The organism is Egicoccus halophilus, assembly GCF_004300825.1.
Taxonomy (GTDB): Bacteria; Actinomycetota; Nitriliruptoria; order Nitriliruptorales; family Nitriliruptoraceae; genus Egicoccus; species Egicoccus halophilus.
Map to the genome: position 1 here is coordinate 3246003 of NZ_CP036250.1, position 21106 is coordinate 3267108.

Annotated in this window: 25 protein-coding genes and 1 pseudogene; 10 read left to right on the top strand and 16 right to left on the bottom strand. The window is 73.2% G+C overall.

The window, feature by feature from the left end; translation table 11 throughout:
* Nucleotides 1-17 precede the first annotated feature (17 nt).
* Nucleotides 18-1442: an adenylosuccinate lyase gene (gene purB, locus ELR47_RS14690; protein ID WP_370469416.1), complete on the bottom strand. Its 1425-nt coding sequence runs from the start codon at nt 1440-1442 to the stop codon at nt 18-20.
* A 171-nt stretch (nt 1443-1613) separates the two neighbouring features.
* Here purB and ELR47_RS14695 point away from each other — a divergent pair, with 171 nt between their 5' ends.
* Entirely contained in the window at nt 1614-2408 is a 795-nt protein-coding gene (locus ELR47_RS14695; protein ID WP_165404110.1) for an EAL domain-containing protein, read from the top strand.
* Nucleotides 2405-2731: a hypothetical protein gene (locus tag ELR47_RS14700; RefSeq protein WP_130650562.1), complete on the top strand. Its 327-nt coding sequence runs from the start codon at nt 2405-2407 to the stop codon at nt 2729-2731. Before ELR47_RS14695 ends, ELR47_RS14700 begins: the two co-directional genes overlap by 4 nt.
* Before the next feature lie 15 nt (nt 2732-2746).
* Here ELR47_RS14700 and ELR47_RS14705 read toward each other — a convergent pair whose 3' ends face one another.
* Nucleotides 2747-2920 carry a DUF1059 domain-containing protein gene (locus ELR47_RS14705; protein WP_130650563.1) on the bottom strand — a complete coding sequence of 58 codons (174 nt, stop codon included), beginning with the start codon at nt 2918-2920 and terminating at the stop codon, nt 2747-2749.
* Nucleotides 2921-3118: 198 nt separating this feature from the next.
* On the opposite strand from ELR47_RS14705, the gene ELR47_RS14710 reads away from it, so the two are divergent.
* Nucleotides 3119-3658 carry a TspO/MBR family protein gene (locus tag ELR47_RS14710; RefSeq protein ID WP_165404111.1) on the top strand — a complete coding sequence of 180 codons (540 nt, stop codon included), beginning with the start codon at nt 3119-3121 and terminating at the stop codon, nt 3656-3658.
* A gap of 24 nt (nt 3659-3682) precedes the next feature.
* Here ELR47_RS14710 and ELR47_RS14715 read toward each other — a convergent pair whose 3' ends face one another.
* From ELR47_RS14715 to ELR47_RS14760, 10 genes are all read right to left on the bottom strand, one after another.
* Nucleotides 3683-4507 carry a fumarylacetoacetate hydrolase family protein gene (locus ELR47_RS14715; RefSeq protein WP_130650565.1) on the bottom strand — a complete coding sequence of 275 codons (825 nt, stop codon included), beginning with the start codon at nt 4505-4507 and terminating at the stop codon, nt 3683-3685.
* Between the two features lie 54 nt (nt 4508-4561).
* Nucleotides 4562-6208, bottom strand: coding sequence for a citramalate synthase (gene cimA / locus ELR47_RS14720; RefSeq protein ID WP_130650566.1), 1647 nt, complete (start codon nt 6206-6208; stop codon nt 4562-4564).
* Between the two features lie 284 nt (nt 6209-6492).
* The gene (locus ELR47_RS14725) at nt 6493-6711 is read right to left on the bottom strand and encodes a dodecin (protein ID WP_130650567.1); all 219 of its coding nucleotides are present in this window, start codon (nt 6709-6711) and stop codon (nt 6493-6495) included.
* Between the two features lie 33 nt (nt 6712-6744).
* The gene (cds1, locus tag ELR47_RS14730) at nt 6745-7866 is read right to left on the bottom strand and encodes an L-cysteine desulfhydrase Cds1 (protein ID WP_188584403.1); all 1122 of its coding nucleotides are present in this window, start codon (nt 7864-7866) and stop codon (nt 6745-6747) included.
* Nucleotides 7867-7944: 78 nt separating this feature from the next.
* Nucleotides 7945-8262 (bottom strand): VOC family protein, encoded by a 318-nt coding sequence (locus ELR47_RS14735; protein WP_130650568.1) that lies wholly within the window; start codon nt 8260-8262, stop codon nt 7945-7947.
* A gap of 105 nt (nt 8263-8367) precedes the next feature.
* Nucleotides 8368-9588, bottom strand: coding sequence for a GNAT family N-acetyltransferase (locus tag ELR47_RS14740; protein ID WP_130650569.1), 1221 nt, complete (start codon nt 9586-9588; stop codon nt 8368-8370).
* Nucleotides 9589-9659: 71 nt separating this feature from the next.
* Entirely contained in the window at nt 9660-10871 is a 1212-nt protein-coding gene (locus ELR47_RS14745) for a GNAT family N-acetyltransferase (protein WP_130650570.1), read from the bottom strand.
* Between the two features lie 84 nt (nt 10872-10955).
* Nucleotides 10956-11933 carry an alpha/beta hydrolase gene (locus tag ELR47_RS14750; RefSeq protein WP_130650571.1) on the bottom strand — a complete coding sequence of 326 codons (978 nt, stop codon included), beginning with the start codon at nt 11931-11933 and terminating at the stop codon, nt 10956-10958.
* A 142-nt stretch (nt 11934-12075) separates the two neighbouring features.
* Nucleotides 12076-13002, bottom strand: a complete 927-nt coding sequence (locus ELR47_RS14755) for a branched-chain amino acid transaminase (RefSeq protein WP_130650572.1) — start codon at nt 13000-13002, stop codon at nt 12076-12078.
* Nucleotides 13003-13051: 49 nt separating this feature from the next.
* Nucleotides 13052-14107, bottom strand: a complete 1056-nt coding sequence (locus tag ELR47_RS14760) for a 3-isopropylmalate dehydrogenase (RefSeq protein ID WP_130650573.1) — start codon at nt 14105-14107, stop codon at nt 13052-13054.
* Between the two features lie 127 nt (nt 14108-14234).
* Between ELR47_RS14760 and ELR47_RS14765 the strand changes: the two genes are divergently transcribed.
* From ELR47_RS14765 to ELR47_RS14785, 5 genes are all read left to right on the top strand, one after another.
* A complete protein-coding gene (locus ELR47_RS14765; RefSeq protein ID WP_205745287.1) occupies nt 14235-14723 on the top strand; it encodes an RDD family protein in 489 nt (162 codons plus the stop codon).
* 2 nt (nt 14724-14725) lie between these two features.
* Entirely contained in the window at nt 14726-15166 is a 441-nt protein-coding gene (locus tag ELR47_RS14770; RefSeq protein WP_165404113.1) for an RDD family protein, read from the top strand.
* Nucleotides 15163-15573, top strand: a complete 411-nt coding sequence (locus tag ELR47_RS14775; RefSeq protein ID WP_130650575.1) for a hypothetical protein — start codon at nt 15163-15165, stop codon at nt 15571-15573. Before ELR47_RS14770 ends, ELR47_RS14775 begins: the two co-directional genes overlap by 4 nt.
* Nucleotides 15574-15663: 90 nt before the next feature.
* Nucleotides 15664-16032, top strand: a complete 369-nt coding sequence (locus tag ELR47_RS14780) for a PadR family transcriptional regulator (RefSeq protein WP_130650576.1) — start codon at nt 15664-15666, stop codon at nt 16030-16032.
* A complete protein-coding gene (locus ELR47_RS14785) occupies nt 16007-16636 on the top strand; it encodes a hypothetical protein (protein ID WP_130650577.1) in 630 nt (209 codons plus the stop codon). Before ELR47_RS14780 ends, ELR47_RS14785 begins: the two co-directional genes overlap by 26 nt.
* On the opposite strand, the gene ELR47_RS14790 is transcribed toward ELR47_RS14785, so the two are convergent.
* The 3 genes and pseudogenes from ELR47_RS14790 to ELR47_RS14800 all read right to left on the bottom strand — a co-directional run bounded on the left by ELR47_RS14790 (nt 16610) and on the right by ELR47_RS14800 (nt 17847).
* Nucleotides 16610-17224: an HAD-IA family hydrolase gene (locus ELR47_RS14790; protein WP_130650578.1), complete on the bottom strand. Its 615-nt coding sequence runs from the start codon at nt 17222-17224 to the stop codon at nt 16610-16612. The genes ELR47_RS14785 and ELR47_RS14790 overlap by 27 nt on opposite strands.
* Nucleotides 17221-17565 (bottom strand): annotated as a pseudogene (locus ELR47_RS14795) (TlpA family protein disulfide reductase); the annotation flags it as partial. The pseudogene ELR47_RS14795 and the gene ELR47_RS14790, both read right to left, overlap by 4 nt.
* Before the next feature lie 15 nt (nt 17566-17580).
* On the bottom strand, nt 17581-17847 hold the full coding sequence (locus ELR47_RS14800) for a hypothetical protein (protein WP_130650580.1): 267 nt from the start codon (nt 17845-17847) through the stop codon (nt 17581-17583).
* 136 nt (nt 17848-17983) lie between these two features.
* On the opposite strand from ELR47_RS14800, the gene ELR47_RS14805 reads away from it, so the two are divergent.
* Nucleotides 17984-19162 (top strand): M20 family metallopeptidase, encoded by a 1179-nt coding sequence (locus ELR47_RS14805; RefSeq protein ID WP_130650581.1) that lies wholly within the window; start codon nt 17984-17986, stop codon nt 19160-19162.
* 39 nt (nt 19163-19201) lie between these two features.
* On the opposite strand, the gene murI is transcribed toward ELR47_RS14805, so the two are convergent.
* Nucleotides 19202-20026 carry a glutamate racemase gene (gene murI / locus ELR47_RS14810; protein ID WP_130650582.1) on the bottom strand — a complete coding sequence of 275 codons (825 nt, stop codon included), beginning with the start codon at nt 20024-20026 and terminating at the stop codon, nt 19202-19204.
* A 165-nt stretch (nt 20027-20191) separates the two neighbouring features.
* Here murI and ELR47_RS14815 point away from each other — a divergent pair, with 165 nt between their 5' ends.
* A complete protein-coding gene (locus tag ELR47_RS14815; protein WP_205745288.1) occupies nt 20192-21106 on the top strand; it encodes a D-isomer specific 2-hydroxyacid dehydrogenase family protein in 915 nt (304 codons plus the stop codon).

The window sequence follows — 21106 nt, forward strand, 5'->3', positions numbered from 1 at the left end:
GACCTCGTCGCGGCCCGTCAGAGGATCGCGCCGGGCCGGTAGGTCGCCGCCTGCGGGTGACGGTGGGTCAGTTCCGCCACCTCGTCGACGAACCGCGCGACCTGCTCGCCGGCCGCGCCGACGAAGCCGAGACGGTCGGCGAGCAGTGCGTCCAGGGCCGCCCGGTCGAGCGGGATCCGCTCGTCGGCGGCGAGCCGGTCCAGCAGATCGTTGTCGGCCTGCGCCGTCTCGCGCAGGGCCAGCGCCGACGCGACCGCGTGTTCCTTGATCGCCTCGTGGGCGCTCTCGCGTCCGACCCCGGCACGCACGGCGGCGACCAGCACCTTCGTGGTCGCCAGGAACGGCAGGTAGCGGGTCAGTTCACGCTCGACGACCGCCGGGTAGGCGCCGAACTCGACGAGCACGGTCAGGAAGGTCTCGAACAGGCCGTCGAGGGCGAAGAACGCGTCGGGCAGCGCGACCCGCCGCACCACCGAGTCGGACACGTCCCCCTCGTTCCACTGGTGGCCGGCCAGGCCGGCCACCATCACGAGGTGGCCGTCGAGGACGACCTTGAGGCCGTTGACCCGCTCGCACGAACGCGAGTTCATCTTGTGGGGCATGGCCGACGAACCGACCTGACCGGGCTGGAAGCCCTCGGTGGCCAGCTCCTGCCCCGCCATCAGCCGGATCGTGGTCGCCAGGCTGGACGGCCCCGCGGCGACCTGGACCAGGGCCGCGACGACGTCGAGGTCGAGCGAGCGCGGATAGACCTGGCCGACGTTGTCGAGCCGCGCCGCGAAGCCGAGGTGCTGCTGCACCCGCACCTCGAGTTCGTCGAGCCGTTCGGGTTCGCCCAGCAGGTCGAGCATGTCCTGCTGCGTACCGACCGGACCCTTGATGCCGCGCAGGGGATAGCGGTCCAGCAGTTCCTCGATCCGGCGGGTGGCCTGCAGCAACTCCTCGCCGGCGTTGGCGAACCGCTTGCCGAGCGTGGTGGCCTGCGCCGCGACGTTGTGGCTGCGTCCGGCCATCACCAGCCCGGTGTGCTCGGCGGCCCGGTCCGCGAGCAGCGCCAAGCTCGCCACGCAGCGGTCGCGTACCAGTTCCAGCGCACGGCGGACCTGCAGCTGTTCGACGTTCTCGGTCAGGTCACGCGAGGTCATGCCCTTGTGCACGTGCTCGTGGCCGGCCAGGGCGCAGAACTCCTCGATGCGCGCCTTGACGTCGTGGCGCGTCACGCGCTCGCGGGCGGCGATGGCCTCGAGGTCGACCTGCTCGACGACCGCCTCGTAGTCCTCGACGACTCCGTCGGGGACGTCGACGCCGAGCTCGCGCTGCGCCCGCAGCACGGCCAGCCACAGCTGGCGCTCGAGCACGACCTTGCCCCGCGGCGACCACAGCTCGCGCATCGGCGGGCTGGCGTAGCGGGCGGCGAGCACGTTGGGGATCGACACGGGCACGGGTCCTGTCGGCCGGAGGGACGCCGCATCCTTCCACGCTGCCGCTCCCCCGGCGAACCGGTCGGCGCCGCAGTCCTCGAGCGGGGTCCCCGCCCGCCGACATGCCGACAGAACGACCGCCGACCCGACGGCGACCTTGGGCCGGCAGCCACCGGACGGCAAGGACGACGGGTGCATCCGACCGACCTCGACTGGCGCGACGCGCTGGCGGCGACCATCGGCGGCCGACGTACGCCCCAACTGGCCCTGCAGCCGATCGTCGACCTGCAGCGCGGCACCGTCGTCGGTCACGAGGTCCTCGCCCGCTTCCCCGGGCGGCCGGAGGCGACCCCCGACCGGTGGTTCGCCGCCGCCGAACGGTTCGGGATCGGGCCCGCGCTGTCGCGAACGGTGCTCGAGGTGGCGATGGCCCGGTTGCCCGACCTGCCGCCCGACACGTTCCTGACGGTCAATCTCGAACCGGTGCACGTCACCGACGTCGACGTGCAGCGGGTCCTGCTGAGCGCTGGCCGGCTCGACCGGGTGGTGGTCGAGCTCACCGAACACGCCGCGATCGACGACCTCGCACCCGTGCTGGACGGGATCGAGCTCCTGCGCAGCGCCGGCGCCCGCACCGCCATCGACGACGCCGGATCGGGCTACGCGGGCCTGCAGACGCTGCTGCGCCTGCGACCCGACCTGATCAAGCTCGACCGCTCGCTGGTCCAGGACCTGGATCACGACCCGGCCAAGCGCGTGCTGCTGCGGGCGGTCGGCGAGATCGCGGACGGCATCGACGCGTGGGTCCTCGGCGAGGGCATCGAGACCCGCGGGGAGCTCGACGAGCTCGTCACCGCGGGCGTGCCTCTCGGGCAGGGCCATCTGCTCGGTCGGCCGGCGTGGAGCTGGACCACCGAGATCCCGCTCGACGTCGCGCGCGCCATCCTCGAGCGCATCGCCGTGCTGCGGCAGACCTCGTTGGTGTGACGCTGCTCGAACGTCCCACCGACCGGGTCGGGGACGTGCTGACCTTCTCCGGTGACGTCGCCGTGGAGATCGACGACCTACGCCGACCGGTCGCGGTGTTCCTGCCGGGTCGGCGCCGCACCGTCGACCTGTGTGTGGCCAAGCCCTCGGACGGCATCCGGGAGGTCGCCCGACGCAGCGTCGCCCGCGCCCGCGGACACTGGTCGGATCCGGTGATCGTCACCGACGGCCGCGGTACGGCGGTCGGCATCGTGCCGGTCGCACGCTTGCTCGAGCGCCTGGCCGCGGGCAGCGGTCAGCCGGCAGCGAGCGCGACCGGCTGACCTCGGGCGCGACCGTCAGACCAGCGCGATGTGGTCGACCACCGACTGGGCCAGGGCGTCGGGGATCTCGACCAGGCCGTGGTCCACGCGGGCGTGCGCGCCGACCTGCAGGAGGATCGCCTCGTCGTCGATGCCGACGAACGAGGCCTGACAGCCGGGGACGACGTCCCCGCAGGCGAACTGCTTCACGTGCCATCTCCGATGGGTGAGGAAGGACTCGCACGCCCGTCGGCCACGACGCCGGCGGATCAACCGCTCGCGGCCCGGTGTCCCGGGCCCCTCCCGACGCACCGGTCGGCACTCGAGGCAGGCCGACCTCGGCGGACCGGACGGAACCGGCCGAACGGCCCGCGCGGTCGCCGACGGAGCCCAGCCAGTACCTGCACGATGCAGACAATCGTCGAGGAGGCAACGGTGGGGGTCGAGGTCGAGCAGCGGTCGCGGACGGGTGACACGCGGCGCAACGTGGTGGCGTTGCTGGTCCTCGTGGTCGTCGCCGCAGCGGCCGGATTCGTCGGCAACCTGCTGCAGGGCGACGACGTCGGCGAGCGCTACCTCGCGCTGGACCGTCCGGCGTGGGCGCCACCGCAGGAGGCCTTCGGCATCGTCTGGCCGGTTCTGTACCTGCTGATCGCGATCGCCGCCTGGCAGGTGTGGCGCACGTCGGGCGGGCTGGCGGCGGCGCGGGGGCCGCTGACGCTGTGGGCCGCGCAGCTGGTCGTCAACGCCGTCTGGCCCGGCGTGTTCTTCGGTGCCGGGGCGTTCTGGCCGGCGGTCGCCGTGATCCTGCTGCTCGACGTGCTGGTCGTGGGGACGCTCGTGCAGTTCTGGCAGCGCTCGATGCTGGCCGGTGTCCTGCTGCTGCCCTACCTCGCGTGGATCTTCTACGCCACCGGGCTCAACCTCGCGATCGCACTGGCGAACTGACCCGGGCGGCGCCCCGGCGCACGTTCACGGGGTGTCGTGGCCGTTGCTGCGGGTCTCGGCGGTCGCGCCGGCCTGCCGGTCGACGACCGGGTTCTCGAGCGTGCCGACACCGTCGATCTCGACCCGCACCCGCTGCCCGGGCAGGAGCGGACCGACCCCGGCCGGCGTTCCGGTGAGCAGCACGTCGCTGGGCAGCAGGGTGACCACCTGGGACGCCTCGGCGACCAGCCGCGCGACGTCGAACACGAGGTCGGCGGTGGTGCCGTCCTGGCGCAGCTCGTCGTCCACCCAGCACCGCACGCGCAGGTCGGCGGCGTCGAGGCCGGTCGCGATCGCCGGACCCAGCGGACAGAAGGTGTCGAAGCCCTTGCCGCGGAACCACTGGCTCTCGCGACGCTGCCAGTCGCGGGCGGTGACGTCGTTGGCGGCCGTGTAACCGAGGATGCCGTCGAGGGCCTGCTCGGGCGTGACCCGCTGCAGCAGCTTGCCGATCACCACCGCCACCTCGGCCTCGTGGTGCACCTCGTCGCTGAGGTCGGTGGGCAGTCGGATCGGCTCACCCGGACCGATCACCGACGAGGACGGCTTGAGGAACAACAGCGGCTCCGCGGGGACCTCCCCACCCATCTCGGCGACGTGGTCGCGGTAGTTCTTGCCGACACACACGATCTTGGACGGGATGACCGGCGCGAGCAGGTGCAGCCCCTCGAGCGGGACCCGTGCCCCGGACGGGGTGAACCGGGTGAAGGGGTGCGGCTCGATCACGGCCACCTGCCCGTCGTCCTCGAGCACCCCGTAACGCGGCGACGGGCCGGTCTGGGCATGGACGAAGCGGACGATGCGGGCCATCGGGAGGGCTCCTGGGACGCTCGGGGCGGGGAAGAAGACGGACGCTACCCGCCGTCAGACCTCGGCTGTTTGCTGCCAGTGGACCCGCAGGATCGCATGGGTGTAGGCGTCCGAGAGCGCGAGCCACGACGCCTCGACGACGTTGGGGTGCACGCCGACGGTGTCCCAGACGTCCACGCCGTCGGTCGAGGTGACCAGCACCCGCGTGACGGCGTCGGTGCCGGCGGAGGCCTCGAGCACACGGACCTTGTAGTCGGACAGGTGCACCCGGTCGAGCTGCGGCCAGGTGCCGTTCACCGCGTTGCGGAACGCCCGGTCGAGCGCGTCGACGGGCCCGTTTCCCTCCCCTGCCCCGAGCCGACGCTGTCCGGCGACCTCCACGGCCAGGATCGCCTCGGCCGGCCCCTCGGTCGCGGCCGAGGCCTCGTCGGCACCACCGGCGACGCTGACCCGGTAGTGACGCGATCGGAACGGCTCGTCGGCCGCCGGCAGGGACCCGGTGACCCGGCGCAGCAGCAGGTCGAACGAGGCGTCCGCCGCCTCGTAGGTCCACCCTGCCGCTTCCCGCCGCTTGACCTCGGCCAGCACCGTGCGGGCCTGCTCGTCGTCGACGGCGACCCCCAGCTCCCTGGCCTTGAGCACGATGTTGGAGCGGCCGGCGAGTTCGCTGACGACGAGACGCTGCCGGTTGCCGACGTCCTCGGGCTCGACGTGCTGGTACATGTCCGGTGCCTTGGCCAGCGCGGAGGCGTGCAGGCCGGCCTTGTGACTGAACGCGGTGTGCCCGACGTAGGGGGCGACCGACGGGGTGGTCTGGTTGCACAGTTCGGCGACGGTGTGGCTGATCTCGGTGAGCCGCTCGAGCCGGTCGGGCGGGACCAGCCGCAGACCCCGCTTGAGCTGCAGGTCGGCCAGGATCGTGAACAGGTTCGCGTTGCCGCACCGCTCGCCGAGACCATTGGCGGTGCCCTGCACGTGGGTCGCGCCGGCCTCGATGCCCAGCAGCGAGTTGGCGACCGCGCAGCCACCGTCATCGTGGAAGTGCAGGCCGACCGAGCTCGGCAGGTCGTGCACCAGGCCGCCGACGAGTTCGGCCACGTCCCAGGGCATCGCGCCGCCGTTGGTGTCGCACAGCACCACGCACTCGGCGCCGGCCTCGGCCGCGGCGGTCACCACCTCGCGGGCGTAGGCGCCGTCGCGGGCGACGCCGTCGAAGAAGTGCTCGGCGTCGAAGAACACGCGCTTGCCGAGCGAGGTGAGGTGCCGGACCGAGTCGGCGACCATCGCGAGGTTCTCGGCACGCGGGACCCCGAGTGCCTCGTCGACGTGGTAGCCCCAGGACTTGCCGACGAGGCAGATCACCTCGGTGCGGGCATCGACCAGTGCCTGCAGCAGCGGGTCGGCCTCGGCGGGACGCCCGGCGCCACGGGTCATGCCGAAGGCGACCAGGGTGGCGTGCTCGAGCGCGAGTTCGCCGTCGGCGGCGCGCGCGAAGAAGGCGGTGTCCTTCGGGTTGGCGCCCGGCCAGCCGCCCTCGATGTAGGCCACGCCGAGCTCGTCCATGCGGCGGGCGACCCGCAGCTTGTCCTCGACCGACAGGCTCACGCCCTCGCGCTGGGTGCCGTCCCGCAGCGTCGTGTCGTACAGGTCCAGTCCTGCTGCCGGGGCCGGGAGCGGGCTGTGCGCGGTGGCGTCCGTCACGGGGGTCTCCTGGATGGTCGACACGTGGGCGACCGGACGAGCAGGAGGGACCGTGACCGGGCCGCTCCCGCAACCCGGTCGACACCGGCTACGGGAGCGGCGGAATGATCGCGGAGGCGAGTGCGCTGCGCCGGCGCACGACACGAGGACGTCGGCCCCGTGCGGTGGTGGCGGCACGCATCGTGTGCTCCCGGTGGTGACGTGCACGACGACGGTAGCGACCGCGTCGCGGCACTGTCGACTCGCACGCCCGGTGCGCGGCAACGCGCATCGGTCCGACCGGTTCAGTCGTCGGCGTCCCCGTCGATGCGGAACCCGACCTGGAGCGTCACCTGGGTGTGCTGGACGTTGCCGTCCTGGATCCACCCGCGGATCTCCTTGACCTCGAACCAGTCGAGGTTGTGCAGCGACTCCGAGGCCTTGCTCACGGCCCGACGGATGGCGTCGTCGACGCCTTCACGGCTGGACCCGACGAGTTCGACCTTCTTGTAGACGTGCGACATGGCCTGCTCCTTGGCTCGGTCGAGGCGTTGGTGTCACCGTAGCGACGACGCCGGCGCGGGCTCGCGCCAGGCACCGCCGGCGAGGAAGGTCGCGATGGTGGCGGCGTACGGGGCCGGGTCGAGGCCCTGCGCGGCCACCCAGCCGTCGTCGAGGTAGGTGTCGGTGTAGGCCTCCGCGCCGTCGCACAGCAGCGTGACCACCGAGCCGGTGTCTCCCGCGTCGCGCAACTCGGCGACGAGACGGAACGCGCCCCACAGGTTGGTGCCGGTCGACCCGCCGACCGGGTGACCGAGCGGCTCGGCGGCGGCACGCATGGCCGCGATGCTGGCCGCGTCGGGGACGTGCAGCATGCGGTCGATGACGGTCGGGACGAAACTCGGCTCGACGCGCGGCCGGCCGATGCCCGCGATGCGCGAGGGCAGGCCGGTGGTGTGACCGGCGTCACCGGTCGCGTAGCCGCCGAGGAAGGCCGAGTCGTCCGGGTCGACGACGGCGACCCAAGTGTCGTACTGGCGGTAGCGGACGTAGCGCCCGAAGGTCGCCGAGGTCCCTCCGGTCCCGGCCCCGACCACGATCCAGGTCGGGACGGGATGACGCTCGCGTGCCATCTGCTGGAACACCGACTCGGCGATGTTGTTGTTGCCGCGCCAGTCGGTCGCCCGCTCGGCGTAGGTGAACTGGTCGAGGTAGTGGCCGCCGCACTCGTCGGCCAGTCGCCGCGCCTCGTCGTACATGTCGGGAGCGCGTTCGACGAGGTGGCAGCGCCCGCCGTAGCGCTCGATGACCGCGATCTTGGCGGGGGAGGTCGTGCGTGGCACGACGGTCACGAACGGCAGCCCGAGCAGGCGGGCGAAGTACGCCTCCGAGACGGCGGTCGATCCTGACGACGCCTCGACGACGGTGGTGTCGGGCCCGAGCCAACCGTTGGCGAGGGCATAGAGGAACAGCGAGCGGGCGAGCCGGTGCTTGAGCGACCCCGTCGGGTGGACCGACTCGTCCTTGACGTAGAGGTCGATCCCCCAGTCGGGCGGCAGCGGGAACACGTGCAGGTGGGTGTCCGCGGACCGGTTGGCGTCGGCCTCGAGCAGCCGCACGGCCTCCGCGATCCAGGCGCGCCGCGCCGGGTCGCTGCGGTCGATGTCACCAGCCGCCACGTCCACCTCCGCGTCGTCTCGGGCCGGGAACCTAGCCAGCCCGGGGCGCGCTCCGTCGCGCCCGGCCGACGGGCGGTGTCAGGCCGAGGCGTCGTGGACGAGGCAGAAGGGATGACCGGCGGGGTCGAGGTAGACCCGGAACCCGTCCCCGCCGGGTTGGTGCCCGGCCTTGCGGGCACCGATGGCGAGCACCTGTTCCTCGCCGCGGTCGAGGTCGACGACGTCGAAGTCGAGGTGCAGTTGCTGCGGGTGGTCCTGACCCGGCCACTGCGGCGGCCGGTAGTCGTCCCCGACCGGCTGGAACGCGATCGTCGCACCGCCGTCGGCGCGCAGCTCGACCCAGTCACCTTCGCCGGCTGCCGTTTCCGTCGCCGGCGCGGGGAAACGCGAGGTCACGGCTGCCGACGACACGAACGCACCACCGTTTCCGTCGCCGGCACGGGAAACCGCACGTCCGCGCCTCGGGCCCGACTTCGCCGCGAAGAACCGGCGTGACCCGGTCTAGAACTCGAACGGCATCCAGGGGGCGTGGTCGGTGGCGACGAGGCGGTCGAGGCGTGCGGCGGCACCGGGGGTGTGCTCCACGAGGCGTCGGGCGTCACGCAGCTGTACGGCCCTGACGCCGCCGAGCCAGACGGACGCGAGCGCGTCGACGGGGAGGGCGAGGTCGCCGGCGTCGGCGGTGCGACGCGTCTCGACACCGCCGGGGGACGCGTCGAGCGACCACGTGCCGCCCTGGTCGCGGAGGTCGTCGGTCACGTCGAGGACGAGACGGTCCGTGACGGCGTAGGCGCGGGCGTCGAAGGCGGCGGCGACGTCGAGGAGGCGGGCGTAGAGGGGCGAGGCCGCGGTCGGTCGCAGCCGCAGCCGGTCGGTGACGAGTTCGGGCAGCGGGCAGTCGACCGGGCGAAGACCGGCAGTGACCGTGGTGGTGAGGTCGAGGTCGGTGACGTGCTGCCAGAGGGCGGCTTCGGCCTCGGGGTCGACGGCGACGACCTCGGCGAGGCGGACCTCGCCCGCCGGCAGGTTGTCCTTCCAGTCGTCCTTGATGCGGTAGCTGGTGTAGCCGCGGCCGGGGACGTGGACCAGGCGGCGTCCGCTGGCGCCGTGGCGCCAACTGGCGGGGTCGTGCACGAGCGTGTTGCGCCACCACTCCGGGGTGCGCGTGGCGGCACCGGGTCGGTGGTCGCGGACGGCGTCGAGGACGGCGGGCCACTCGGCGAGCGCCTGCTCGGGCGTGGCGGGCCGCACCAGGGTGGGGTCGACCGCGTCCCGGAAGCGGATGCCGCGGTCGATGCGGTAGTTGAGCATCGGGACGGCGACCCCGAACCCGTAGCGGCCGTAGATGGCGGACTCGGACGCGTAGAGCATGGCGACCGGTTCGCCGCGTTCGGCGGCGTCGTCGAGGCCGGCGCGCATCAGACGGCCGAGGATCCCGCGGCGGCGATGGGTCTGGGTGACGCCGACGGCGGTGACGCCGGCCATGGGCACGCGCGCACCGCCGGGCACGGAGACGTCCATCGTGTAGATGCCGTAGTTGCCGACGATCTGCTCGCCGTCCCGCACGGCCCAGCCGCGGAAGTCCCCGGCCGGCTCGCGCAGGAGCCGGAGCCAGGGCGCGAGGTCGTCGTCGCTCTCGTCCTCGTAGAAGTTGCGGGAGACCGAGCGTGCGAAGGCGAGGTACTCCTCGGGCGGAACGCGGTGCAGCGGTAGTTCGGACATGACGGACTCCGGCGACGGGTGGGAGCGGAGGCGTGGCAACGAGCGCAGCGAGACGAAGGTGGTGGCAACGGTCAGAACATCACGTGGTGCCAGGGGGCGACGTCGGTGGCGACGAGACGGTCGAGGCGGGCGGCGGCGCCGGGCGTGAGGACCTCGAGCCGCCCGGCAGCGGCGTAGGCGGTGGCGCGCTGTCCGCCGAGGCTCAGCGCCGCGAGCACGTCGGCGGACAGCTCGAGGTCGGCGTGAGCGTCGGTGCTCTCGCAGGTCGCGCGCCCGTCGGTGACCGCGAGCCGCCAGGTGCCGTCGTTGCGGGCCTGGAACGGGTCGTGGACGCGCAGCGTGAGCGTGTCATCGACCGCATAGCTGCGGGCACCGAGCGCGGTCGGAAGATCGACCAGGGCGACCATGAGCGGCCACTCGAGCTGCCGCTTGGCGAGTCCCTCGTTGGCCAGCAGCAGCGGCAGCGGCTCGTCGACGGCCCACCGGTGGGCGCTGATGGTGGTGGCGAGGTCGGTGTCGAGCACGAACTGCCACATCGTGGCGGCGGCCTGCGGGTCGCGCGCATACAGGTCGTGCAGCTGCACGGTGCCGGTCGGCAGGCCGTCCGCCCAGTCACCCTTGAGGCGGTAGACGGCGACGGCGCGGTCGCCCAGGCGGGCGAAGCGCTTCTCCCCCGCACCGTGGCGGTCACCGGGGTCGTCGTCGACGAGCCGCTCCCACCACCCCTCGCCGAGCCCGAGCATGCCGGGACGGTGCCGCCGGACGGCGTCGTACACGGTCGGCAGGAGGTCGGTCGCGGTGGCCGCGTCGACGAGTTCGACCTCGGACACGTCGACCGGCGTCCGCAGCCGCGCGGCGCGGGGCACCTCGAGGGTGATCGTCGGCGCGGCCGGACCGAAGCCGTAGCGGCCGTAGATGGGCGCCTCGGACGCCCACAGGGCGGCGAACGGCTCGCCGCGTTCGTCGGCGTCCTCGAACAGTTGGCGCATCATGCGGGTCAGCACCCCACGGCGACGGTGGTCGGCGCGGACGCTGACGACGGTGACGCCGGCGCAGCCGACGGGCTCGGCGCCGGGCAGCGAGAGCTCGAAGGTGTAGGCGCCGGAGGTCCCGACGACCTGGTCGCCGGCGAACGCGGCGACCATCCGGTCGCGCTCGTGCCACGGGCGCAGCTGGCCGAGCCGTTCCTCGGACATGCTGTGCCCGAAGGTCTGCGCGAACACGCGCCGGAAGTCGGGCAGGGTGTCGGCGTCGATACGACCGATCCGGACGTCGGTGGCCACGGCAGGCTCCTGGAGGTGGCGAGCCGGCCAACGCTAGTCGCCGATGCGGACGAGCACCACCCGGTGCTCGTCGCGCCGAGCCGCTCAGGCCGACCGACGGTGGGCGAGGACGACGTCGTCGCCGGTGTGACGACGCATGAAGGCGCCGATCTCCCGCAGGGCCCGGCGCGACTCGGGGAAGCCGGGGAAGGCGTGGAAGACGTGCCACAGACCGGGGAACTCGCCCAGCGAGGCGTCGACACCGGCCTGCCGGGCGCGGGCGACCAGCCGGCGGGCGTCGTCGCGCAGGATCTCGTGACCGCCGACGTGGACGAGCATCGGCGGCAGGCCGGTGAGGTCGGCGTAGTGCGGGGAGATGCGCGGGTCGTCGAGCTCGAGCTCACCGGCGTAGGCCCGGGCGGCGGGGGCGACGAGTCCGGCCGTGAGCCAGGGATCGATCTCGTCGAGCTCCTGCATGGAGCCGCCGGTGCCGGCCAGGTCGGTCCACGGCGACATGCCGACGTAGCAGCCGGGCAGGGGTCGGCCCTGGTCACGCAGGTGGACGAGCAGCGACAGGCCGAGCCCACCGCCGGCCGAGTCCCCGCTGACCGCGACGCGACCCGGTTCGGCGCCGTACTCGCCGGTGAGCCAGTTCCAGGCGCTCAGCACGTCCTCGAACGCGGCCGGGTACACGTGCTCGGGCGCGAGCCGGTACTCGGGCAGCAGCACCGGCGCCCGGGCGGTGCGCGAGAGCGACGCTCCCAGGCCGCGGTGACTGCGCGGCGACCCCATCGCGTACGCCCCGCCGTGGACGTGGAGGACGACCCGGTCGGTGTCCCCGGCGGCCTCGTCGCGGACCCACTCACCGAGCACCCCCGGCAGGTCGCACGCCTCCCAGGACGCGGTCCGGGGGAGCGGCAGGCGGTCGCCGAGCTCCTCCATCTGCTCCCGCATCCGCAGGGCGTAGGCCTCGAGCTGCTCGAGCGGCCCGTCGGGATCCGGAGCACCGGATCCGCGGGCACGCATCAGCCGGACCGAGGTGGCCAGACCCTGTCGGACGAGGCGGGCGCGCAGCGACGGCACGTTCGTGGCTCTCCGGTCGGCGGGCGGACGGGTCGACGCAGCAGGATGCGTCCGTCGACGAGACGAGTCTGCGTCAGTCGACGAGACGAGTCTGCGTCAGTCGACGACCGAGTTTTGCGTCAGTCGACGACCGATTTTTGCGTCAGTCGACGACCGTCAGCCAGTCGGCGTACCGGTCGTTCCGCCCATGGATCGCGTCGAGGAAGGCGGACTGGATCCGTTCGGTCACCGGTCCCCGTGGGCCGACCACGCGGCCGTCGACCTCACGCACCGGGGTCAGCTCCGCGGCGGTGCCGGTGAGGAAGACCTCGTCGGCGAGGTACAGGTCGGTGCGCACGAGGCTGGTCTCGTGGACGTCGATGTCGAGGTCGCGGGCGATGGTCATGACGCTGGCTCGCGTGATGCCGCCCAGTGGGCCGTCGGCGAGCGGCGGGGTCAGCACCGCACCGTCGCGGACGACGAACAGGTTCTCCCCGGTGCCCTCGGCGACGTAGCCGTCCTCCGACAGCATGATCGCCTCGTCGTAGCCGGCCCGCAGCGCCTCGACCTTCGCGAGCGAGGAGTTGAGGTACTGCCCGTTGGCCTTGCCGGCCGGCGGGATGGTGTTCTTGCCGATGCGGCGGTAGGAGCTGATGCCGACCCTGACCCCGTTGACCGCCGAGTCCTCGCCGAGGTAGGCGCCCCACTCCCACGTGGCGACGATCGTCTGCGGCTTGGACGGGAGCGGGTTGAGGCCGATCTCGCCGTAGCCGAGGATGATGGTGGGCCGGATGTAGCAGCCGCCCTCGTGGCCGTTGACGCGGATGAGGTCGCACACGACCTCGCACAACTCGTCGACCGTGTAGGGGATCGTGTCGAGCGGCGGGTAGATCTTGGCGGACTGCAGCAGCCGTTCGAGGTGCGCCCGTAGGTGGAAGACGGCCGGACCGGCATCCGTGGGATAGGCCCGGATGCCCTCGAAGACCCCGTAGCCGTAGTGGAGCGTCGGCGTGAGGACGTGGACCGTGGCACGGTCCCAGTCCACGAGTTCGCCGTCCATCCAGATCTTGTCGGACGTCGGAAACGGCATGTCGGTCGTTCCTCCCGGCTCGTCGGTCGCCGGCCTCCCCTGCCGACGCTCAGCGTGCGACCAACTCCACGAGCCGGTCGCCCACCTCGGCGGTCGAGTATGCCGAACCGGACGATCCACCGCGTTCGCCCAGCAGCACCCCGACGGCCGTGTCGATCCGCGCGGCGGCCGCATCCTCACCGAGGAAGGCCAGCATCTGCCCGAGGCTCATCACCGCGGCCACGGGGTCGGCTCGACCGGTGCCGGCGATGTCGGGCGCCGAGCCGTGGACGGGTTCGAACATCGACGGCGCCCGGCGGGTCGGGTCGAGGTTGCCGGAGGCCGCGAGGCCCATCCCGCCCTGCACCGCCGCGCCGAGGTCGGTGATGATGTCGCCGAACAGGTTCTCGGTCACCACCACGTCGAAGCGCTCGGGCTGGGTGACGAAGTACAGGCAGGCGGCGTCGACGTGGACGTAGTCGCGGGTGACGTCGTCGTACTCGGTGTCGCCGAGGTGTTCGAAGGTCTCCATCCACAGCGCGCCGGCGTGGACGAGCACGTTGGTCTTGTGCACCAGCGTGAGGTGGCCGCGCCGCGAGCGGGCCTGCTCGAACGCGAACCGCAGCACCCGCTCGACGCCGTGACGGGTGTTCACCGACTCCTGCGTGGCGACCTCCTGGGCCGTCCCGGCGTACAGACGCCCGCCCGCACCGGCGTAGACCCCTTCGGTGTTCTCGCGTACGACCACGAAGTCGCAGCGCTCGGGGGTCAGCCCGGCCACGGGGCTGCTGACGCCCGGGTAGAGCCTGACCGGCCGGTGGTTGACGTACTGGTCGAACGCGAAACGCAGCTTGAGCAGCAGCCCGCGTTCGATGACGCCGGGGGGCACGTCGGGGGTGCCGACGGCGCCGAGGTAGATCGCGTCGAAGCCGCGCAACTCCTCGAGCGTGGCGTCGTCGAGCACCTCGCCGGTCTCGCGGTAACGGCGTCCACCGAGGTCGTACTCGACCCGCTCGGTGGTGAAGTTCTCGAGCTGCTCGAGATGGTCGAGCACCTTGCATCCCTCGGCGACGACCTCGGGCCCGATGCCGTCGCCGCCCAGGATCGCGATCCGGTGGTCTGTCATGGTCCCCTCGTCGGTCGCCGTCGGTGGAGCGCGGATCCTAGAGGCGATCCCGCCGCGACAACGCCCGCGTCGACCGGCCCGCAGCGCGTAGGGTGCGGACGACGACACGTCGGCCGACGAGGGCATCGTGAGCTACCAGTCAGAGGTTCCACCGACCGGTCCGAGCGGCGGCCCTGCGCCCGCCTTCGCGGGGACGGCCGGGTTGGGCGCCCGCATCGGCGCCCGTCTGCTCGACGTGCTGATCGTCGGGATCCCGGCCGGCATCGTGCTCGGCCTGTTCGGTCTGCTGGGGGTCGCCCCGGGGGGTGACACCTGGATCGGCAACGCCGTCTTCAGCCTGCTGTGGTTCGGCTACTTCGTGTTCCTCGAGTCCAACCAGGGCGCGACGCTCGGCAAGCGGCTGCTCAACCTGCGGGTCGTGGTCGCCAGCGGCGCCAACCCGCCGGTCGACGTGGCCGCCAAGCGCAACGCGTGGATGCTGTTCGGGCTGATCCCGCTCCTGGGAGGTCCGCTCAGCGTGATCGCGACGATCGCGATCATCGTCACGATCGGCGCGAACGACCACAACCGTGGGGTGCACGACAACGTCGCCGGTACCGCGGTCATGCGCACCTGACGGTGCCGGCCTCCACCACCCTGCCCGGGGAACCGGCGGCGCTCGGCAACCGCTTCGTCGCCAAGCTGGTCGACGCGCTGGTGATCCTCGCCGTGCTGGTGCCGCTGTTCCTGCTCGGCGGTCCCGACGGTACGGACCGGGTCGTGACCGTCACCTCCGCCCTGCTCGGCTACGTCTACTTCGTCGTGGCCGACGCGACCGGCGGCACGCTGGGCAAGCGGCTGCTGCAGCTGCGGGTGGTCGGCCCGGACGGCCGGCCCCCGGGCATGGGCCCGTCCGCGGTGCGCAACCTGTGGGCATTGACGTCGCTGCTGCCGACCGTCGTCGGGCAGCTCGTCGCCGTGGTCGTCAGCGTCGTGATCGCGGTCACGATCGCGCGCTCGCCGGCCGACGTCGGGATCCACGACCGGTACGCGGCGACGTTCGTCCGTGCCGGACGATGATGCGGGACACGGAGGTCGACCCGCCGGCGCTGCGGCGCGCGCTGCTCGAGCTCGCTCCCTGGCTCGCCGGGACCGAGGTCGGTCCCGCCGTGGTCGAGGCCGGCGACTGCGACCGCTGCGGGGGCGCCCCCCGGCTGCTGCCGCTGTGCGGACCGGTGTCCTGGACGGCCGTGTGCCGCGACTGTGGACTCGCGCTGGGCGAGGACGGCTGGTGCGACGGTCACGCCGACCAGGGCGCGGCGGCGCGCGACTGGGCGGCGGCACTGCCCGACACCTGGCCGACGCTCGTCCTGCTGTGGTGGCTGGCGACCGGGGAGCTGCGGGCGATCGACCCGACCGCACGGCGCCGGACGGATTTCGAGCCCCTGCCGGCGCCGGTGCGTGCCGCGCTGGGCACCGCCGACTGACGTGAGGCCGGCACCGTCGCGGCCACTGGACGGCTGCGCGCGACACCTCTACCTTGCTGTGCAAGGGAGCGGGTCCGGGAGGAGCGCCGGATGGCCGATGCGGGCACCTCGCGGACGTCGCTGTTGCTGCGCGGCATCCTCGACGCCTGCCTGCTCGCGCTGGTGGCCGAACGCGACCGCTACGGCTACGAGCTGGCCACCGCCCTGCGCGACGCCGGGCTGCCGCTGGTCGCGGACGGGACCATCTACCCGGCGTTGTCACGGCTCGAGAAGCGCGGACACGTCGAGAGCTACCGCGTCCCGGCCGCCGGCGGACCGCCCCGCCGTTACTACCGCCTGACGCCCGCCGGACACGAGGAGCTGGCGACGGCCCGGGCGGTGTGGCGCACCGTGACCGGCGGCGTCGACGCCGTGCTCGCCCGAGGAGACGACCATGTCCTCACAACGCCCACTGGCTGACCCGCCGCCGATGGAGCGACGGATCGAGCAGACCGTCCGTCGTGCCCGCCGGCACTGGTACCGCGTCGGGATGCCGCTCGGCGAGCGTCGACGCCACGCCGCCGAGCTGCGCGACCACCTCGTCACCGTCACCGAACGCGGTGGCAGCATCGAGGACGTCGTCGGGACCGACCTCGAGGCGTTCGCCAACGACTGGTTCGTCGCGGGGCTGCGGCGGCCGGTGCTCGACGTCACACTGCAGCTCGCGGCCGCGGTGCTGCTCGTGCCCGCGCTGCTCGTGCTGCTGGCACCGCTGCTCGGCCACGACCGGTTCGGTTTCGCGCCCGCGGCGCTGGCCTACACCGGCGGGATCGCCGGCGCCGCGGTGAGCGCGAACGTCCTGCGCCGGTTCCGTCACCGGCTGGACGGGGCCGCGTTCACCTGGGCCGTGCTCGGCCTGTGCCTCGCCGGAGCGGTGGTCGGCACGACCCTGCGGGCCTGGCTCGAGGCGCGCGACGCCGCCTTCGTGACCGTGCCCGTCTGGCTCGCCGTCGGCCTGCTCGTCGGGTCGATGGTGCTCCTGCTGGCCGCTCGTCGGCTACGTCGATCCGGCGCCGTCCGGTGAGACGTCCCCGGGCCGCACGCCGTGCTCGGCGAGGAAGGCCCGGACCCCGTCCGCGTCGCGGTAGCGGTGGGCCGCGATGCCCAGCTCGCGCGCACCGGTGACGTTCTCCTCGCGGTCGTCGACGAACAACACCTCGTCGGCGCCGACGTCGAGCGCCCCGAGCAGTGCGGTGTAGAAGCCGGCGGCGGGCTTGCGGACACCGAGGTGACAGGAGGCGAGCACACGCTCGAATCGTCCCGCGAGCAGGGTCCCCGCCAGGCCGTCGATCCACCGCGGATAGTTGCTCGCGGTCGCCCGCACGACCACACCGTCGAGTCCGTCGAGCAGTTCGGCCATGCCCGGCAACCAGGTCGTGCCGGCGAGCCGGGTGCGGTGGAAGGCGTCCGCGTCGACGGCGATGCCACAGGTCGCGAAGCTGGACCAGTAGTCGGACTCGGCCAGCTCGTCGCGCTCCAGTGCCGGGTACGCACCCGGCGGCCGGCGGGCGAACAGCTCGTCGAGCGACAGCCCGGTCGCGGCGCGCAGCGCGTCGCGATAGGGGTCGCGGACCACGGTGTCCATCAGGTCGAAGGCCACGACCCGGATCATCCGTCGCCGCCCGCGCCGCCCGCCGCCCCGTCCGTGCCGTCGCCATCGCCGCCCGCCGCGGCGGCCAGGACCGCCAGGCGGCGGTCGATCTGCTCGGCGGAGAGCTCGCCCAGCACCCGGTCGAGTTCCCCGTCCGGGGAGACGAACAGCCACGCCGGCTGCACGCGGACGCCGAGCGCGGACCACGCCGAACCGTCGTCGTCGACCAGTGTGGTCATGTCGGCCAGCCCGTGGCGGTCGCGGAAGTCGTGCATGGCCGCGTCGTCGTCCTGCGCGGCGATGCCGACGACCTCGACCCGGTCGCCGTAGCGTGCCAGCGCCTCCGCGACCGCGGGGGCCTCACGGTTGCACTGCGTTCACCACGGCGTCCACAGCCACAGCGCGGCGGCCCGGCCGCGCAGGTCGCCGAGATCGATCTCCCCGCCGTCGAGCGAGCGGCCGGAGACGGCGTACACCGGTGCCGCCGGCGCGGCCGTCGAGGACCCGGGGGCGTCCGCCGGGGCCTCCTCCGTCGCGCCCCCGTCGGCCGTCTGTGGCGGGTCCTGCCCGTCGTCGCACCCGCTCAGCACCCACGCGCAGACCAGCGCGACCGCGGTCACACGACGGCGGTGGGGGGTGGGCACCGGCAACCTCGGGGTCGGTCACGTAGGTTCGTCGACCCTAGCGCCGCCGGACGCCCGCGACCGACGCGCCGTCGTACGGCCGTCGTGCCGACGCGCGACCGGCGGACCAGCCGACCCGACGACGCCAGGAGCGCCCATGGACGCCCGTCAGCGACTCGAGACGACCACCGACGGCCGCCGCGACGAGCTGGTCGCGTTGTCGCACGGCGTGCACGGCGACGCCGAGGTCGGGTTCGAGGAGCACCGCTCCTCGCAACGGGTGGCCGAGACGCTGGCCGCCGGCGGCTTCACGGTCGAGCACGGGGTCGCCGGTCTCGACACCGCGGTGGTCGCCCGCGCCGGCTCCGGCCCCCTGCGCATCGGGATCTGTGCCGAGTACGACGCCCTGCCCGGCATCGGCCACGCGTGCGGGCACAACGTCATCGCCGCCGCGGCCGTCGGTGCCGGGCTCGCCCTCGCCGAGGTCGCCGACGACCTCGGGATCGAGGTCGTGGTGCTCGGCACGCCCGCCGAGGAGGGTGGCGGCGGCAAGGTGCTGATGATGGACGGCGGCGCCTTCGACGGCCTGCACGCCGCGATGATGGTGCACCCCGCCCCCTTCGAGGCCGCGCAGATGACGTGCCTGGCCGTGCAGCACTTCGAGGTCCGCTACCGCGGCCGCTCGGCCCACGCCTCGGCCTACCCGCAGCTCGGCGTCAACGCCGCCGACGCGCTGACGGTGGCCCAGGTCGGCATCGGCCTGCTGCGCCAGCACATCCGTCCGACCGACCGCATCCACGGCATCGTGACCGACGGCGGCGACGCGCCCAACATCGTTCCCCACCGCACCGGCGGCACCTGGTACGTGCGTTCGCGCACCCTGACCGAACTGGCCGACCTGTACCCGCGGGTGCAGCGCTGCTTCGAGGCGGGAGCGCTGGCGACCGGGGCGACCGTCGGCTTCGACGAACCGGGGCCCGCCTACTCGGAGTTCCTCGCCGACCAGGCACTGTGCGAGCTCTACACGGCCGAGGCCGAGGCGATCGGCCGGCAGTTCCCCTCCCCCGAGCAGGAGGACACGGCACTGGCGGGATCGACCGACATGGCCAACGTGTCGCTCGCGATGCCGTCCATCCACCCGATGCTCGGCATCGACGCGCGGGGCGCGGTCAACCACCAGCCGGAGTTCACCGCGGCGTGCGTGACCCCCACGGCGGACCGGGCCGTTCGCGACGGGGCGCTCGCGATGGCCCGCACGGTGGTCGCCGCCACCGAGGACGACGCCGTGCGCGACCGGCTGCTCGCCCGTGCGTACGAGGCGCCGCGTAGGTCCTGAGGTCGCCGGACGCCGCGTCGGTCCGTGGTGTGCGTGGCGTCAGGCGCTGACGCGCCGGCCGGTGACGTCCCAGACGTGACCGCGCACGTCGTCGAGCGGGGTCCCGAGGAAGCGTTGGCCGAGTTCGGCGAACCGCGACGGGCTGCCGGAGGTGACGAACGTGCGCCGACCGTCGCGGCGCCGCTGGGACAGCCAACCCGTGCGCTGCAGGAGGTCGCGGACCTCGAAGGCCGTCTCGTCGGCGCTCGACACCAACGTCACGTGACGACCGACGACCCGGCCGATCGCCCGCGCCAGCAGCGGGTAGTGGGTGCAGCCGAGCACGAGCGTGTCGGTGCGGGCCCGCAGCAGCGGCGCGAGCCGGTCGTGCACGACCCGGACGGCCTCGGGCGTGTCGGTGCGACCCTCCTCGACCAGCTCGACGAACCCGGGACACGCGAGCACCTCGAGATCGAGCGCGAGGTCGAGCCCGGCGGCCGTGCGCTCGTAGATGCCGCTGGCGGCGGTCATCCGGGTACCGATGACCACGGTCCTGCGGCTGCGGGACACCTTGGCCGCCGCCCGCAGACCCGGCTCGACCACGCCGATGACCGGCACGGTCAACCGCGCGCGCAGCGGCTCGAGGGCGGCGGCGGTCGCCGAGTTGCAGGCGACCACCAGCATCTTCGCCCCGGCCGCGACGAGCAGGTCGGCGATCTGGTCGCTGAACCGGCGCAGCTCGGGCGCGGTCCGGTCGCCGTAGGGGTAGCGGGCGGTGTCGCCGAAGTAGACGAGATCCTCGTGCGGGAGCAGGTCCGCGAGGGCCTGCAGCACGGTCAGTCCACCGAGCCCGCTGTCGAAGACCCCGATGGGGCCGTCGTGCACGTCTGCGGTCCTCGGGGTGCGCAAGGAGGCAACGATACCCCGCCCGCCACCCCCCGTTCCCCGGTCCGCTGGCCGTCGGCCTGCCGAGGCCGCTCGGGCCCCGGTGGGCTAGCGTCGATGCGCCCGGCCTCCGGGAACGGGGCCGAGCACACAGAGGAGCTCGCCGTGGCCCGTCCGCGTATCGCCGTCCTGCCCGAGTCCAGTCCGCAACTGCTGCGCGACGCGGTCGAGGAGGGCGGTGGCCACCTCGTCGAGGTCGACCGTGCGGACGCGGTCATGTGGACCGACTCGAGCGATCCGGGCGCGCTGCGGGCCGCGCTCGACGCCCATCCTGCCATCCGCTGGGTGCAGCTGCCGTGGGCGGGCATCGAACCGTTCGTCGACGTGCTCGACGACGACCGGACCTGGACCTGCGGCAAGGGCGTGTACGCCGAGCCGGTCGCCGAGCACGTGCTGGCGCTCGCGCTGGCGGGGATGCGCGGCATCGGCCGCTACGCCCGGGCGAGCCGTTGGTCGGGCCCGTACGGCGTCAACCTGCTCGGGGGCCGGGTGACGATCCTCGGCGGCGGGGCCATCACCACCTCCCTCGTGCGGCTGCTGCGGCCGTTCGGCGCCCACCTCACGGTCGTGCGACGCCATGCCGAACCGATCGACGGGGTCGCCGAGGTCCTGACCCTCGACCGGCTGCACGAGGCGCTCGAGGGTCGCGACCTGGTCGTGTTGGCCCTGGCGCTCACGCCGGAGACGGAGCAGGTGATCGACGCGGCCGCACTCGACGCCATGGCCGACCACGCCTGGCTGATCAACGTCGCCCGCGGCCGTCACGTGGTCACCGACGACCTGGTCGCCGCGCTGCGCGAGGGGCGCATCGGCGGTGCGGCGCTCGACGTGACCGATCCCGAACCCTTGCCCGAAGGGCACCCGCTGTGGTCGCTCGAGAACGCGATCGTCACCCCGCACGTCGGCAACACCCCGGAGATGGGGCGCAAGCTGTTGGCCAACCGGATCCGCGAGAACGTGCAGCGCTTCGGTGACGGCGAGGACCTGCTCGGGCCAGTCCACGTCGAGCTGGGGTACTGA

Bases quoted from the DNA above. Each gene is read 5' to 3' on its own strand.
- ELR47_RS14710 (WP_165404111.1), top strand. From the start codon at position 3,119: ATGCAGACAATCGTCGAGGAGGCAACGGTGGGGGTCGAGGTCGAGCAG.
- ELR47_RS14715 (WP_130650565.1), bottom strand. From the start codon at position 4,507: ATGGCCCGCATCGTCCGCTTCGTCCATGCCCAGACCGGCCCGTCGCCG.
- ELR47_RS14725 (WP_130650567.1), bottom strand. From the start codon at position 6,711: ATGTCGCACGTCTACAAGAAGGTCGAACTCGTCGGGTCCAGCCGTGAA.
- ELR47_RS14740 (WP_130650569.1), bottom strand. From the start codon at position 9,588: ATGTCCGAACTACCGCTGCACCGCGTTCCGCCCGAGGAGTACCTCGCC.
- ELR47_RS14755 (WP_130650572.1), bottom strand. From the start codon at position 13,002: ATGCCGTTTCCGACGTCCGACAAGATCTGGATGGACGGCGAACTCGTG.
- ELR47_RS14760 (WP_130650573.1), bottom strand. From the start codon at position 14,107: ATGACAGACCACCGGATCGCGATCCTGGGCGGCGACGGCATCGGGCCC.
- ELR47_RS14775 (WP_130650575.1), top strand. From the start codon at position 15,163: ATGATGCGGGACACGGAGGTCGACCCGCCGGCGCTGCGGCGCGCGCTG.
- ELR47_RS14780 (WP_130650576.1), top strand. From the start codon at position 15,664: ATGGCCGATGCGGGCACCTCGCGGACGTCGCTGTTGCTGCGCGGCATC.
- ELR47_RS14785 (WP_130650577.1), top strand. From the start codon at position 16,007: ATGTCCTCACAACGCCCACTGGCTGACCCGCCGCCGATGGAGCGACGG.
- ELR47_RS14790 (WP_130650578.1), bottom strand. From the start codon at position 17,224: ATGATCCGGGTCGTGGCCTTCGACCTGATGGACACCGTGGTCCGCGAC.
- ELR47_RS14805 (WP_130650581.1), top strand. From the start codon at position 17,984: ATGGACGCCCGTCAGCGACTCGAGACGACCACCGACGGCCGCCGCGAC.